Genomic DNA, 16007 nt, shown 5'->3' with positions numbered 1-16007 from the left:
AGGGAATACGGATTTCGCCATTCCGGTTGACAGGCCGTTCCGGCGGGCGGAGCATAGTTGCGTATTACGGCACTTGGTGCGCAATACGCAACACTTGGGAGGCTCGGTGATGCAGCCGCGAGTCGTCATCATCGGTGCGGGAATCGTGGGCACGGCGCTGGCGGATGAGATCACCCGGCTCGGCTGGTCCGATGTCACCGTCACCGACCGCGGACCGCTCTTCCGTACCGGCGGATCCACTTCGCACGCGCCGGGATTGGTGTTCCAGACCAATGGCTCCAAGACCATGGCGGAGCTGGCCAGGTACACGGTGGAGAAGTTCACCGAGCTCGACGCCTTCGACGCGGTCGGCGGCTTGGAGGTCGCGACCACCCCGGAACGCTGGACCGATCTGCACCGCAAATACGGCTGGGCGAAATCCTGGGGCATCGAGGCCCACCTGCTGGACCCGCAGGAGTGCGCGAAACTGCATCCCCTACTGGACCCGGAGCGCATTCTCGGCGGATATCACACGCCCGCAGACGGTTTGGCGCTCGCGGTGGCCGCCGCCGAGGCGCAGGCCCGCCGCGCGACCTCACGCGGCGCGCAATTCCTGGGCTTCTGCGAGGTCGTGGAGGTGCTTCGGGGTGACGGCCGCGTCATCGGTGTGCGCACCGCCGACGGTCAGGAGCTCCCCGCCGATGTGGTCATCTGCGCGGCCGGATTCTGGGGCGCGGAGCTGGGTCGCGGTGTGGGCCTGACGGTTCCGCTGGTCCCCATGGCGCACCAGTTCGCCAAGACCGGCCCGGTCCCGGCATTGGACGGCGGCGAACGCCTGCCCATGCTCCGGCATCAGGACGCCGACCTCTACTACCGCACCTACGGCGAACGTATCGGTATCGGCTACTACGGTCATGATCCGCGCCCGGTCGATATGCGAAACCTGCTGCGCGACACCGCCGCTGAGGCCATGCCGTCCATGCTTCCGTTCACCCCCGCCGAGTTCGAACCGGCCTGGCAGGAGAGTCGGCGGCTGCTGCCCGCTCTCGGCGAGACCGAACTCTACGAGGGTTTCGACGGCATATTCTCCTTCACCCCAGACGGTTTCCCCATCCTCGGTGAGCATCGCGAGCTGGCCGGACTCTGGGTGGCGGAGGCGGTCTGGGTGACGCATTCGGCGGGCGTCGCCAAGGCGGTGGCCGAGTGGATCGTCACCGGCACACCGCGAATCGATCTGCACGAATGCGATCTGTATCGCTTCGAGGATGCGGCCCGCAGCCCGGAATTCATTCTGCGCACCAGCATGCAGGCGTTCGTCGAGGTGTACGACATCATCCACCCGCATCAATATCGCAGTGCACCAAGGGAACTACGCACGAGCCCGTTCTTCGCGCGGCAGCGGGAGCTGGGCGCCTTCTTCTTCGAGGGCGCCTGCTGGGAACGCCCGGCCTGGTTCGAGGCCAATGCTGCGCTGGTGGAAGAGCTCGTAGCCGAGGGCGTGCAATTCCCGGTGCGGGACGAGTGGTCCGGCAGCTTCTATTCGCCGATCTCCATAGCCGAAGCACGTTGGACGCGAACGCATGTCGCCATGTACGACATGACCCCGCTGACCCGCTACGAAGTGAGCGGCGCGGGTGCCACCGCATTCCTGCAGGAGATGACCACCAATGATGTCGGGAAGAAGCCCGGCGCGGTCACCTACACCCTGCTGCTCGACTACAACGGCGGCATTCGCAGCGATCTCACCGTGGCCCGGCTGGAGGATCAGTTGTTCCAGGTCGGTGCCAACGGTCCCTTGGATTTCGACTGGTTGACCCGGCACCTGCCCGGCGACGGCAGCGTCACCATTCGCGATATCACCGGTGGCACCTGCTGTGTCGGCGTATGGGGTCCGAAGGCGCACGATATGGTGCAACCGCTGTGCCCGGATGATCTGTCGCACAAGGGCTTCGGCTACTTCAAAGCGCTGCGCACCTATCTCGGCAGTATCCCGGTCACCATGATGCGTGTCTCCTATGTCGGTGAGCTGGGCTGGGAGATCTATACGACCGCCGAACATGGTGCGGCACTGTGGGATCTGCTGTGGTCGGCCGGTGGGGAGCATCGCGTCATTCCCGCCGGGCGTATTGCCTTCAACAGCCTGCGGCTGGAGAAGGGGTATCGCTCCTGGGGTACTGATATGACCACCGAGCACACGCCCGACGCTGCCGGTGTCGGCTTCGCGGTCCGCAAGAGCAAGGTGTCGTTCATAGGTAAGGCCGCGCTGGAATCGGCTGTGTCACCGGAGAAGAAGCTCTGCTCGCTGGTCCTGGACGATTCGCACGCGGTGGTTCTCGGCAAGGAACCTGTCACTGTGAACGGTGTCGTCGCGGGCTATGTCACGAGTGCCGGATACTCCGCCACCATCGGCCGCTGCATCGCCTACGCGTGGCTGCCGAGCGATGTAGCCCCGGGCTCCGAAGTCCACATCGACTACCTGACAAAGACATTCACCGCCCGGGTGCATGCCGAGCCGGTGGTCGATCCCGAGATGTCGCTGATCCGGAGGTAAATCATGTCCGACACCTACGATGTCATCGTCATCGGTCTGGGCGGAATGGGTAGCGCCGCCGCGTATCACCTGGCGGCACAAGGCCATAAGGTCCTGGGCCTGGAGAAGTTCACGCCCGCGCATAACAAGGGCTCCAGTCACGGCGGCTCCCGCATTATTCGCCAGTCCTACTTCGAAGACCCGGCGTATGTCCCACTGTTATTGCGCGCCTACGAGTTATGGGAGCAGCTGGCCCGTGACTCCGGCGATGAGGTGTACCGCCTCACCGGCGGCCTGTACGTCGGACCGGCGGAGAGTCTGACGGTCGCGGGCAGTATTCGTGCCTCCCGTGAATGGTCACTACCGCACGAGATCATGGATTCCGCCGAAATCCGTAAAGCCTTCCCGAATTTCGCGCCCGAGCCGCATTTCATCGGCCTATACGAGCAGCAGGCGGGCTTCGCCAGACCCGAGTTGACCGTGGGCGCACACCTCGAACTGGCCGCGCGGGCGGGTGCGACCCTGCGCTTCGGTGAACAGGTCGAGGATTGGAAGGAGACGGGAGGCGGCGTCACCGTCACCACCGCCGGCGGCACCTACACCGCAGGACAATTGGTGATCTGCCCCGGAGCCTGGGCCCCGAAGCTATTGGCGGACTTGGGCATCGGTATCGAGATCGAACGCCAGGTCATGTACTGGCTCGACCCGGTCGTCGGCACAGCAAAATTCGAGCGCGACCCCATCTATATCGCCGAAAACGACGAGGGCGCACAGATATACGGCTTCCCGGCCATAGACGGCTCCGACGGCGGCGTGAAGACCGCCTTCTTCCGTAAAGGCGTGCTCTGCACCCCGGAGACCATCGACCGGGAGGTCCATCCGGATGAGATCACCGAAATGCGCTCCCGCGTCACCGAATTGCTCCCCGCCCTGGCCGGTCGCCTGCTGCACGCGGCCACCTGCATGTACTCCAATACCGCCGATCAGCACTTCGTGATCGCCCGGCATCCCGCGCACACCGCCGTCACCGTGGCCTGCGGATTCTCCGGCCACGGCTTCAAATTCGTGCCCGTGGTGGGTGAGATCCTCGCCGATCTCGCCATGACCGGCGGCACACACCACCCCATCGACCTGTTCGCCCCGCAAAGGCTGGTATCCCTGTGACCTCGGATCTGATTCCCACCCTCGGCGGTGAGTACTACTGCGACCCAGCCATTTTCACCGCGGAACAGGAACACATCTTCGAACAGATGTGGTTCTGCGCGGCCCGCTCCTCGGATCTGGCCGATGCGGGTGCGTTCCGGCGGGTACAGGTCGGCCGGGAGAGCGTGCTGGTGGTGCGCGGCCGCGATGGTGAGCTGCGCGCGTTCCTCAATATCTGCCGGCACCGCGGCGCGATGATCTGCACCGAAGAGCAGGGGCAGGTGCGTCGAAATCTGCGGTGCCCCTACCACGCCTGGACCTACGGACTCGATGGCAAGCTCGTCGCCGCCCCGAATCTCGGTTCACTCCAGGATGATTCGGGTGCGCCCATCGACCGCGTCGCGTACGGTCTGATTCCCGTGGCGCTGCGGGAGTGGCTCGGCTACGCCTGGGTCTGTCTGGCTGATGACCCGCCCTCCTTCGAAACCGAGGTGATGGGCGCTGTGACCGCCCGCCTCGGCGATCCGGGGGCCATCGATCATTACGCCATGGCCGATCTCGCGGTCGGCAAACGTGTGGTCTACGACGTGGCGGCCAATTGGAAGCTCATTGTCGAGAACTTCATGGAGTGCTATCACTGCGCCACCATCCACCCCGAACTCGTCGAAGTGCTACCCGAATTCGCGGGCGGTTTCGCGGCCCAGTACTTCGTCGGCCATGGAGCCGAATTCGGTGAGCGCATAGGCGGATTCACCGTCGACGGCCGACCCGGATTCGACCCACTGCCCGGCCTCGCTCCGGAACAGGATCGCAAGTACTACGCCATCACCATCCGCCCGACGGTATTCGTGAATCTGGTGCCCGATCACGTCATCTTCCATCGCATGTACCCCATGGCGCATGACCGCACCATTGTCGAATGCGATTGGCTGTACGCGCCGGATGTCATCGAATCCGGGGGTGTACTCGATCATTCCGTGGAACTGTTCCACAGGGTGAACGAACAGGACTTCGCCGCATGCGAGCGCACCCAGCCAGCCATGTCCTCGCGCGCCTATCGCAAGGGTGGCGTACTGGTACCGGCCGAACACCATATCGCCGAATTCCATGAGTGGGCCCGCAAGCGGATCGGCGAATCATGTTAGGCGATGAGCTGTGTAGTGCGCCGAATCTGTATATCGACGGGAAATGGGTGCATGCCGCGGGCGGCCGCACACGGGGGATTGTGAATCCCGCCAGTGGATCGGTAATCGTCACCGTCGACGAGGCCGATCGTGCCGATGCGGTGGGTGCGGTCGCCGCAGCGCGGGCCGCGTTCGATACCGGGGGCTGGCCGCAGACGCCGCTGGCGGAGCGGGTCGGGTACCTGCTGCGCATTGCCGAATTGCTGGACGCCGAGCGGGATCAGATCGCGCGCATCGAGACCCTCGATACCGGAAAAACGCTGCGCGAGAGCTATATCGACATCGACGATGTGATCGCGGTGTTCCGGTATTACGCGAATCTGGCGAGCACACAGGCGGATCGGCTCATCGATACCGGCAATCCCGCCGTCATCAGCCGCGTCGTCCGTGAACCGGTGGGCGTCTGCGCGCTCATCGCGCCGTGGAACTATCCGCTGCTGCAGATGTCGTGGAAGATCGCGCCCGCTTTGGCCGCCGGATGCACCATGGTGGCCAAGCCCAGCGAGGTCACGCCGTTGAGCACCATCGCGTTGGTCCGGCTCATCGATCGCGCCGGTGTGCCGCCCGGTGTGGTGAACCTGATTCAAAGTAGCGGTGCGACAGCGGGTTCCGCGCTCACCGATACCCCGGATGTGGATCTCATCTCCTTCACCGGCGGTGCGCAGACCGGTGCGACCATTGCCCGCACCGCGGCCGCCCACATCACCCGGGTGGCCCTGGAGTTGGGCGGTAAGAACCCGCACATCATCTTCCCCGACGCCGATTTCGACAGCGCCGTCGACGCCGTGCTCACCGGTGCCTTCCTGCACTCCGGCCAAGTCTGTTCGGCCGGAACGCGTTTGATCGTGCACGAGTCCATTGCCGACCGCTTCGTCACCGAACTGGCTCGCCGCGCCGAACGCATCCGCTTCGGCCCCGGATTGGATCCGGCCAGTGAAACCGGCCCGCTCGTCTCCGAACAGCATCGCGCCAAGGTGGAAGCCTATGTGGCGCTGGGCATTGCGGAGGGAGCGACGCTCATCACCGGCGGCGAACGCCCCGCCGATCCCGCGCTGGGCGGCGGAAGTTTCTACCCGCCAACCATTTTCGATGATTGCCGCCGCTGGATGCGCCTGGTGCAGGAGGAGACCTTCGGGCCCATCCTCACCGTCGAACGGTTCAGCACCGAATCCGAGGCGCTGGCCTTGGGTAATGACACCGCCTACGGCCTCGCGGCCGGCGTCCGCACCACCGATACCGCTCTGGGCGAGCGCATGGTGCGCGCCCTGCGGCACGGCACGGTGTGGCTCAACGACTTCGGCTACTACACGCCCGCCGCCGAATGGGGTGGCTTCGGCCGCTCCGGCATCGGGCGTGAACTGGGCCCGAGCGGCCTGGCCGAATACCAGGAAACCAAACACATCTGGCATAACACCGCGCCCGCGGTCGGCGGCTGGTTCGCCGGCAACAACTGAATATGTTCTAGCTGCTTTCTCGAAAGTTGGGCCGTCATGACGACCACCCGTCCCCCCGCTCCCTCCGCAGCCCACCTCAGCGACCATGGCATGGAAGAATTCGGCTATCGGGAATCCCTGAGCCGAAGCATCGGGAAATTCTCGAGTTTCGCCGCCGGTGTCAGCTACATCTCCATTCTGACCGGCACCTTCCAGATGTTCTACTTCGGTTACGGCACAGCGGGTCCCGGCTATCTGTGGTCCTGGCCGCTGGTCTTTGTCGGGCAGTTGGCCGTGGCTCTGTGCTTCATGGAATTGTCGGCGAAGTATCCCGTCGCCGGATCGGTCTACAACTGGTCCAAGAAGCTGGGCAGCCGGCTCGTCGGCTGGTCGGCGGGCTGGCTCATGCTCACCGCCTCGATTGTCACGCTGTCCGCGGTGGTACTGGCCATGCAGTTGAATCTGCCGCGCTTGTGGAGCGGATTCCAGATAGTCGGCGACGGCACGGGCGAGCATGACTATGCCGCCAATGCCGTCATTCTCGGGACCGTGCTGATCGTCTTCACCACCGTGGTGAACGCGTTCGGCGTGAAGCTCATGGCAATGATCAACAGCACCGGTGTGTTCATCGAACTCATTGCGGCAGTGCTTATTGCGATCATTCTCGGATTGCATGTGACCCGCGGGCCGAGCGTGTTCTTCTCCACGAATGGCTACGGCGCGGGCCCGAGCGGCGGCTACCTGAGCGCCTTCCTGATCGCCTCGCTGGCATCGGGCTATGTCATGTACGGGTTCGACACCGCCAGCTCGCTCGGCGAAGAGACCGTGGAACCGCGGCGCACCGCACCCAAGGCGATTCTGCGAGCCCTGCTGGCCTCCTTCGTCATCGGTGGCGCGATCCTGGTCTTCGCGGTCATGGCCGCGCCGAACCTCGCGGACGAGAAGCTGGGCACCACCGACGGCGGACTGCAATACATTGTGCAGCAGGTCATGTCGGGCTGGCTGGGCCGAGTGTTCCTGGTCTGCATTGTCATCGCGGTGATCGTCTGCTCGCTGGCCGTGCACACCGCCGGAATCCGCCTGACCTTCGCCATGGCGCGCGACAACGCACTGCCGTTCTCGGAGAAGCTGGCCAAACTCAGTGTCAAGCACTCCGCGCCGGTGGTCCCGGCCGTGATCATCGGCGTGCTGTCGGCGCTGATCCTGGTCATCAATATCGGTCAGCCGCAAGTGTTCACGGTGCTGACCTCAATCGCGGTCATCATGATCTACCTCGCCTATCTGATGGTCACCGCACCCATGCTGTGGCAGCGTATCAAGGGCAATTGGCCGCCCAGCGATCTCGCCGAGCACGGCTACTTCACCATGGGCCGCTGGGGCATGCCGGTGAATATCGTCGCGGTGCTGTGGGGTCTGGGTATGGCCGTCAACCTGGCCTGGCCGCGCGAGGCCGTCTACGGCGGGCCCTGGTACAACACCTGGGGCGCGTTCATCTACATCGGTGCGATCCTGGGTGCGGGCCTGATCTGGTACGCGCTCAGGGGAACTCGCGTCATCGGCGTGCTCGCCTCGCATGCCGCACCCGCCGCCGAGGCGGCATCATGACCGACACCTTCGACTACGTCATTATCGGCGGCGGTTCGGCCGGGTGCGTGGTCGCCGCCCGGCTCAGCGAAGACCCTTCGGTCACAGTGTGTTTGGTCGAGGCCGGGCCATCCGATGTCGGCGACGACAAGATTCTGCGGCTCGCGGATTGGATGCTGCTGCTCGAATCCGGTTACGACTGGGACTATCCGGTGGAACCGCAGCAGCACGGGAACAGTTTCCTGCGCCACGCCCGCGCCAAGGTGCTGGGCGGATGTTCCTCGCACAATTCGTGTATCGCGTTCTGGCCGCCCGCCGAGGGCCTCGATGAGTGGGAGGCTCTCGGCGCGGCAGGCTGGGGTGCGCAGGGGCTGCTGCCCTATGTCGCGAAGTTGGAGAACAACGAGGTGCAGGGCGAGCACGGCCGTAGTGGGCCGGTGCGGTTGCGAGATATTCCGCCGAAGGACCCGTGTGGGTACGCCGTGCTGGAGGCGGCCGCACGGGTGGGATTGCCTACGGTGCAATTCAATCGGGGCGAGACCGTGCGCAACGGCGCGGGCTGGTTCCAGATCAATGCCGACGGCGACAACACCCGCATGTCCTCCTCGCATGCCTACCTGCATCCGATCATCGGGCAGCGGCGGAATCTGGAGGTGCGCACCGGGTGCTGGGTCAGCGAAATCCTGTTCGACGAAACGGATTCCGCTATCGGCGCGCGCTATCGCAGACCGGATCTGACCGGCTTCGACACCGTGCACGCGCGCCGTGAGGTGATCATCAGCACCGGGGCCATCGATACCCCGAAACTGCTCATGCTCTCGGGTATCGGCCCTGCGGAACACCTGCGGGACATGGGAATTCAGGTAAGAGTTGATGCACCGGGCGTCGGCTCCAACCTCGACGACCATGTCGAAGGTCTGGTGTTCTGGGAGGCATCCCGCCCCATGGTCACCACCTCCACCCAGTGGTGGGAGATCGGCCTCTTCGCCACCACCGAGGACGGGCTCGGCGTGCCCGACCTCATGATGCATTACGGCAGTGTGCCTTTCGATATGAACACCGTCCGCTGGGGCTACCCCACCACTGACAACGGCTTCTGCCTCACACCCAATGTGACACAAGGACATTCGCGCGGCACGGTACGCCTGCGCTCCCGCGACTTCCGCGACAAACCCCGCGTGGATCCGCGCTACTTCACCGACCCCGACGGCCACGACGAACGAATCATGCTGCACGGCATCAGATTGGCGCGCCGCATAGCCGAACAATCCCCGCTGTGCGACTGGGTGGCCCGCGAACTGGCCCCCGGCCCCGAGGCAGTCACCGACACCGACCTCATCGACTACATGCACCGCACCCACAACACCGTCTACCACCCCGCCGCCACCGCCCGCATGGGCGCACTCGACGACCCGATGGCGGTGCTGGACCCCGAATTACGGGTCAAAGGCGTCCGCAATCTCCGCGTCGTAGACGCCTCCGCCATGCCCAAACTGCCCGCCGTGAACCCGAATATCACCATCATGGCAATGGGTGAGAAATGCGCGGACCTGATCAAGGCGGCAGCGCGGTGACCGCGCCACCTACACTGGACACGTTATGGCTATGCGAGCGGGCGAGGGGTCCGGCAAACCGCGGGAAGGCGCGGCAGCGGTGCAGTCGGTCGACCGCGCGCTGACCGCCCTGGAAATCGTGGCCAAGTTGGGCGCGGCCGGAGTCACCGAGATCGCGGCCGAACTAGGCGTCCACAAATCCACCGTCTCCCGCCTGATCGCCGTCCTGGAATCCCGCGGCTACGTAGAACAACTCTCCGAACGCGGCAAATACCGCCTGGGCTTCACCGTCGTCCGGCTGGCCGGCTCCACCAGCGCCCACATGGACCTCCCCCGCCAAAGCCAAGACGTCTGCGAAGCCTTAGCCGCCCGAGTAGGCGAAACCACCAACATCGCCATCCTCGACAGCGACCGCATAATCAACGTCGCCGAAGCAGTAGGCTCCGCCGGCATATCCCTCCGCACCTGGATAGGCCAAAGCTGCCCCGCCCACGCCACCTCCAGCGGCAAAGTCCTCCTCGCAGAACTACCCGCCCCCGAACTCCGCACCAGACTCACCCGCCGCCTGGACTCCTTCGCCCCCAACACAATCACCGACCTACCGACTCTCCGCACCCACCTCGACCAAGCCCACCGCCAAGGCTGGGCGGCATGTGAGGAGGAGTTGGAAATCGGCCTGAACGCGGTTGCCGCGCCTATCCGAGACAGCGAAGGGCGAATCATCGCCGCCCTCAGCGTCTCCGGCCCGGCGTACCGGCTTCCCCCGGGACGTTTCGCTGAAATTGCCCACGAGGCAATAGATTCCGCGCGAGTCATTTCGCGCCGGCTGGGCTACGCGGGGTAGAGGGACAAAAACTTAAAAGACAAAAGAGACAGAGACAAGAGACCAAAAGACAGAAGACGCCAGGACAAGAAGAGCAGAAAACAAGACAAGCAAAGAACAAGACGAGAAAAAATAGGACAAAACCCCCACCCTCGACCTGGACATGCGATCACCGGGAAATGAGCGTGGTGTCGTGCGGCGTGTCGCACCGTGAGTTCCCGGTGATCGATCGTCCAACACCGCGAGGGACTGTTTTGGTGTCTTTGTCTTTGGTCTTTGGGCTCGAGAAGGTGACCACGGCCCGTCCTCCGGTCGAGAACGGGACGATCCGGGCGTAGTCCGGTAGCTCGAGTCGGGTACGGCAGGTGACGTGCCCAGCGATGCCTGCTTTGCCACGGAAATTGCATACGCAAAATGCAACCGTCGCCGCATTGGGCGGCCTCGAACCGCGATCCGATCCCAGGGCATACCCGTGATGCCCGAACCTGTTCGCCGAGTGTGCACTCTGGGCGGTGTTTTGTCCTTTTCCCCGCCACGGCTGCACACTCGCCCGCCATACCTGCACACTCGGCGAGCACCCTGCCGGTCGGTAGGCAAGATCCGGGCGGGCGTCGGAATTTCAGGGCCTCGGCAGCGGGTGTGTGCGGGATGCTTGACATTCCGGGGTCACGGGTGGACCGTGATCTGGTTAGCGATGCTAAACGTCTGAGAGGTCGTTGTGGATACTGGCTGGTCGGAGGCTGTGCGCAGGCAGCGGATCGCGGATTTGCTGGCTGATGAGCAGGTGGGTGCGGCAACGCAGATCACCGAGGTTCATGATGCGATTCGGCGGGAGGGGCTGGTGCCCGCGGAGATCATTTCGATGGTGCTCGACCGGTATTCGGAGCGACCCGCGCTGGGGGAGCGAGCCTATGAGGTGATCACCGACGCGGCCGGTCGGCGCACTCGGCGACGAGTCGGGCGGTTCGAGACCATTACCTATGGTGAGCTGAGCGAGCGGGTCGGAGCGGTCCGGGCTGCATGGGCGGCTGGAACTGCGGATCCGGCGCGGGCCGATTGGGCGGGCGGAGTTGAGGATCCAGCGCGGGCCACGTGGGCAGGTGGAGGTGTGGATTCGGCGGGGGCTGATTGGGTGGGCGGAGTTGGGGATTCGGTAGCGGGCGGGAGAGTTGGTGGGGCCGGGGAGCCGGTTCGGGTGGGGGATTTTGTTGCGATGCTGGGGTTTACCAGCGCTGACTATGCGACGGTGGATTTGGCTTGTCAGTTGTCGGGGCTGGTCAGTGTGCCGCTGCAGTCGAGTGCGGCTGTGGTGCAGTGGAGTTCGATACTTGCGGAGACTTCGCCTCGGGTGCTGGTGACGAGTGCGGAGTTGCTGGGGGCGGCGTTGGAGGCGATTCCGGAGGGGATGGCGCCCGCGGTGGTTGTGATGGACTTCCATGAGGAGGACGACTATCACTGTGCGGCATTGGAATCCGCGCGGGAGCGAGTCGCTCGGGATGGTGGTTCCATCGTGATCGAGACGCTGGCCGAGGTGTTCGCGCGGGGGCGGGGGCTGCCGCAGGTGGCACCGGTGGTGGTGGATGGCGAGGCGCTGGCGCTGCTCATCTATACGTCCGGGAGTACCGGTGCGCCGAAGGGCGCCATGTATCCGGCGCGGTTGGTGAGTGCGATGTGGACCGGTGGGGCGGCGCAATCACCCATTCCCGCAATCAATTTCAGCTATATGCCGATGAGCCATGTGGCGGGACGGCTCACGCTGATGGGTGCGCTGTCCCGGGGCGGGACGGCCAACTTTGCGGCGGCCAGTGATTTGTCGACGCTGTTCGAGGACATCGCGCTGGTGCAGCCTACCGAATTCTTCTTCGTGCCGCGGGTGTGCGACATGTTGTTCCAGCGGTTCCTCAGTGAGGTCGGTGGCCGCGTCGGGGCGGGCATGGACCGTGATGACGCCATGCGGGAGGTGAAAACCGAACTGCGGGAACGGGTGCTGGGTGGGCGGCTCTTCGGGGCGATTGTGGGTAGTGCGCCCATCTCGGTTGAGATGAAGACCTTCATGGAGTCGCTGCTCGAGCTCGAACTGCACAATGGGTACGGGTCCACCGAGGCGGGTGGCGGGATCATGACCGACAATCGGCTGAATCGGTCGACGGTCATCGACTACAAGCTCCTCGATGTACCCGAGCTGGGCTACTTCGGCACCGATAAGCCTTATCCGCGTGGGGAATTGCTGCTCAAGACAACGGTCATGATTCCGGGCTACTTCAAGCGGCCGGAGATCACCGCCGAGATCTTCGATGCGGATGGGTTCTATCTCACCGGTGACATTGTCGCCGAGACCGGGCCGGACGAGGTCGTCTACGTCGACCGCCGCAATAATGTGCTCAAGCTGTCGCAGGGCGAATTCGTCACTGTCGCAACGCTGGAGGCGGTGTATGCCACCAGCCCGCTGATCCGGCAGATCTATGTGTACGGCAATAGTGAGCGGGCATATCTGCTCGCGGTGATCGTGCCCACCGAGGATGCGTTGACCGCCGGGATCGACGCGGCCTCGAGTCCGGCGCTACGGGAGGCGCTGAACGAATCGCTGCAGCGGCTTGCCAAGGAGGCCGAGCTCGAATCGTATGAGATACCGCGCGCTTTTCTCATCGAGTCCGAGCCGTTCAGTATGGAGAACGGCTTGCTCGCCGGAATCGGAAAGCTGTTGCGGCCCAAGCTCAAAGAGCGATACGGCGAGCGCCTGGAGGCCCTGTATGGCGAGCTGGCGGCGGAGCAGGCGAATGAGCTCGCGGCGCTGCGACAGGACGCGAGCCGGCGACCCGTCCTGGAAACGGTCAGCCGAGCCGCCGGTGCCCTACTGGGCTGTCCCGCAAGCGATCTGCGGTCGGACGCGCACTTCGCGGACCTCGGCGGCGATTCACTCTCCGCGCTGTCGTTCTCGAACTTGCTCGAGGAGATCCTCGGCATCGAAGTCCCGGTGAGCGTGATCGTCAGCCCGGCCAATGATCTGGCGGCGGTGGCGAACTATATAGAGCTGGAAGGTGATTCGGGTTCACGGCGTTCCACTGTCAGCTCGGTGCACGGCATCGGTTCGCGCGTGCGTGCCGCCGACTTGACCCTGGACAGATTCATCGATGCCACGACCCTCGACCAAGCGCCGGGGCTCCCGGGCGTGGTCGAACAGCCGCGGACCATTCTGCTCACCGGGGCCAATGGTTACCTAGGCCGATTCCTATGCCTGGAATGGCTACGCCGGATGGATGATTCGGATGGCACGGTGATCTGCGTCGTACGCGGCAGCACCGCCGAAGCCGCCCGCGCCCGGCTGGACGCGGCCTTCGACTCCGGTGATCCGGAACTGCTGCGCGAGTACCGTGACCTGGCCGCGCGCAGGCTGGTGGTCCTCGCCGGGGAAATCGCGGAGCCGAACTTCGGGCTGCCAGAAGAGGATTGGCGGAATCTGGCGCAGACTGTCGACCTCATTGTGCATCCAGCGGCTCTGGTGAACCACGTCCTGCCTTACGGTCAGCTATTCGGCCCCAATGTGGTCGGCACCGCCGAAATCATCAGGCTCGCACTGACATCCCGTTTGAAGCCCGTCACCTACCTGTCCACGGTCGCGGTCGCCGATCAGGTCGACCCGGAGCGCTTCGACGAGGACGGCGATATTCGCCGCATCAGCGCGGAGCGCACAATCGGCGACGGCTACGCCAATGGCTACGGCACCAGCAAATGGGCCGGTGAGGTGCTGTTGCGCGAAGCACACGACCTGTGCGGACTCCCGGTCGCGGTCTTCCGTTCCGATATGATCCTGGCGCACAGTCGATACGCGGGCCAATTCAATCTCGCCGATATGTTCAGCCGCCTGCTACTGAGCGTGCTCGCCACCGGCATCTCCCCGAAGTCCTTCTACCGCACCGATTCTCACGGAAATCGGCAGCGCGCCCACTATGACGGCCTGCCCGCCGATTTCACCGCCGAGGCCATCACCACACTCGGAGCGCAGGCAGCCGGCTTCCAAACCTTCGACGTATTCAATCCACACGACGACGGCATCTCCCTGGACTCCTTCGTCGACTGGCTGATCGCGGACGGTCATGCGATCGACCGCCTCGACGACTACGACACCTGGCTCAGCCGCTTCGAAACCGCCCTGCGCGCACTGCCCGAACAGCAGCGCCAAGCCTCGGTGCTGCCGCTCCTGCACGCCTACCGTCACCCAGGTATGCCGATTCCGGGTTCGGCGCTGCCCGCCAAGCGGTTTCAGGCCGCCGTGCAGGCCGCCGAGATCGGTCCGGACCACGATATTCCACACCTGAAACCGCAACTCATCAGCAAATATGTGACCGATCTGCGATTGCGCGGATTGATCTAGCCGGGAAGGGTTGGATTCATGGAACACGGTCAACCGAGTCGAACCGCCCTGGTCACCGCGTACTCGCGGGCCTACCACCAGATGGTGGACGAACCGCGCCTGTTCACCGATCCGCTCGCGGTGCGCATACTCGGCGTCGACGAAGCGGTGATCGCCGAGCGGCACTCCACGCCGAGTGATCAGCCGGGCGATACCTCGGATTGGCCGCGCCGCCGCCGGATCTTCCTGGCCGCCCGGGCCCGGTTCGCCGAGGACACCGTTGCTGCCGCCGTGGCCGCGGGCACCCGGCAGGTGGTGATCGTGGGCGCGGGCCTGGATACCTTCGCCTACCGCAATCCCTTCCCGGAAGTGCGCGTCTTCGAGGTCGACCACCCGGACACCCAGGAGTGGAAGCGCTGGCGGTTGGCGGAATCCGAGATCCCCGTACCGGATTCGGTGACCTTCGTGCCGATCGACTTCGAAACACGCACGCTGGCAACAGGGTTGGCTGAGGCGGGGTTCGACCGCGAAAAGCCCGCGGTCTTCGTATGGCTCGGGGTCATCATGTACCTGACCAGGGAAGCAATCCAGTCGACCCTGGAATATATAGCGACGCAGGCGCATCCGGCCCAAGTGGCCTTCGATTACATTTCCCCCGGGAACACCGAAGAGGAGCGCGCCGCCATGCGGGTGCGCGCGGAACGCGTCAGTGCGGTCGGCGAACCCTTCCTGAGCTTCTTCACCCAGCCGGAGATGGCGGAAGTGCTACGCGCCGCCGGATTCACCGACATTCAGGACTTCGCGGCCATGGATGTGGTCGCCGACCTGCAGGGCAAGCCACGAAACCCCCAGTCCGGCAACCCACCTCGCATAGTCCGAGCTGGGCGCTGAAGAACGACCTCTTCGTGCCGTCTCCGCTTGCCGGAATTCAGCGAAACCCGTTGGAGTACGGCTGGTGTGGATCCCGGCCAAAAGCATGCCGGGATGACGAAGAAAGTGCGCCGTGCCGGGGTGGCGAAGGGCGCGCCCACGCCGTGTGTCACGCCGGGGGTGGCGAAGGTTGCTGTACCCGGGATTGGCGTGAGGCGCTGGCGGTTCGGGGCGGGGGGCTTCAGACGCGGGCGCGGATCCACTTGTAGACCAGCAGGACGATTACCGCGCCGACGATGGCACCCAGGAAGGTGTGTTCGATTGGTGGGTGCACGCTGAACTTGTGGGGGGCGAAGACCATGCTGCCGAGGGTGCCGCCGACGTAGCCGCCGACAATGCCCAGCAGGATTGTGCCGATCCAGCCGAAATCTTCCTTACCTGGTACGAGGAGGCGGGCGATGGCTCCGGCGATGAGACCGATGATGATCATGGCGATAATGCCCATGGCGTGCTCCTAGCCTTGTGGGTGTCGCGAATTCGACGGTAGCAAAGCAAAC

10 protein-coding genes are annotated in these 16007 nt (G+C 64.5%); 9 read left to right on the top strand and 1 reads right to left on the bottom strand.

All coding sequences use genetic code 11. The features are described 5' to 3' along the window. Positions 1-109: 109 nt before the first annotated feature. From GFY24_RS18920 to GFY24_RS18880, 9 genes are all read left to right on the top strand, one after another. Entirely contained in the window at positions 110-2530 is a 2421-nt protein-coding gene (locus GFY24_RS18920; RefSeq protein WP_153806474.1) for an FAD-dependent oxidoreductase, read from the top strand. Between the two features lie 3 nt (positions 2531-2533). Then, on the top strand, positions 2534-3673 hold the full coding sequence (gene solA / locus GFY24_RS18915; RefSeq protein ID WP_153806394.1) for an N-methyl-L-tryptophan oxidase: 1140 nt from the start codon (positions 2534-2536) through the stop codon (positions 3671-3673). Then, positions 3664-4797: an aromatic ring-hydroxylating dioxygenase subunit alpha gene (locus GFY24_RS18910; protein WP_309231046.1), complete on the top strand. Its 1134-nt coding sequence runs from the start codon at positions 3664-3666 to the stop codon at positions 4795-4797. The genes solA and GFY24_RS18910 overlap by 10 nt, the downstream gene beginning before the upstream one ends. Continuing rightward, positions 4791-6290: an aldehyde dehydrogenase family protein gene (locus tag GFY24_RS18905; RefSeq protein ID WP_153806393.1), complete on the top strand. Its 1500-nt coding sequence runs from the start codon at positions 4791-4793 to the stop codon at positions 6288-6290. Before GFY24_RS18910 ends, GFY24_RS18905 begins: the two co-directional genes overlap by 7 nt. A 36-nt stretch (positions 6291-6326) precedes the next feature. Beyond that, entirely contained in the window at positions 6327-7874 is a 1548-nt protein-coding gene (locus GFY24_RS18900; protein WP_153806392.1) for an APC family permease, read from the top strand. Next, positions 7871-9427: a GMC family oxidoreductase gene (locus GFY24_RS18895; protein WP_153806391.1), complete on the top strand. Its 1557-nt coding sequence runs from the start codon at positions 7871-7873 to the stop codon at positions 9425-9427. Before GFY24_RS18900 ends, GFY24_RS18895 begins: the two co-directional genes overlap by 4 nt. A gap of 25 nt (positions 9428-9452) precedes the next feature. Next, complete coding sequence (locus GFY24_RS18890) at positions 9453-10250, top strand: IclR family transcriptional regulator (RefSeq protein ID WP_153806390.1); 798 nt, start codon at positions 9453-9455, stop codon at positions 10248-10250. 697 nt (positions 10251-10947) lie between these two features. Continuing rightward, on the top strand, positions 10948-14601 hold the full coding sequence (gene car / locus GFY24_RS18885) for a carboxylic acid reductase (protein WP_309231031.1): 3654 nt from the start codon (positions 10948-10950) through the stop codon (positions 14599-14601). Between the two features lie 18 nt (positions 14602-14619). Then, a complete protein-coding gene (locus GFY24_RS18880; protein ID WP_153806389.1) occupies positions 14620-15471 on the top strand; it encodes a class I SAM-dependent methyltransferase in 852 nt (283 codons plus the stop codon). Positions 15472-15691: 220 nt separating this feature from the next. On the opposite strand, the gene GFY24_RS18875 is transcribed toward GFY24_RS18880, so the two are convergent. Next, positions 15692-15955 (bottom strand): GlsB/YeaQ/YmgE family stress response membrane protein, encoded by a 264-nt coding sequence (locus GFY24_RS18875; RefSeq protein ID WP_153806388.1) that lies wholly within the window; start codon positions 15953-15955, stop codon positions 15692-15694. Positions 15956-16007 lie beyond the last annotated feature (52 nt).

This window comes from Nocardia sp. SYP-A9097, assembly GCF_009649815.1.
GTDB lineage: Bacteria > Actinomycetota > Actinomycetes > Mycobacteriales > Mycobacteriaceae > Nocardia.
This window is presented reverse-complemented; position numbering and strand designations above follow the sequence as displayed.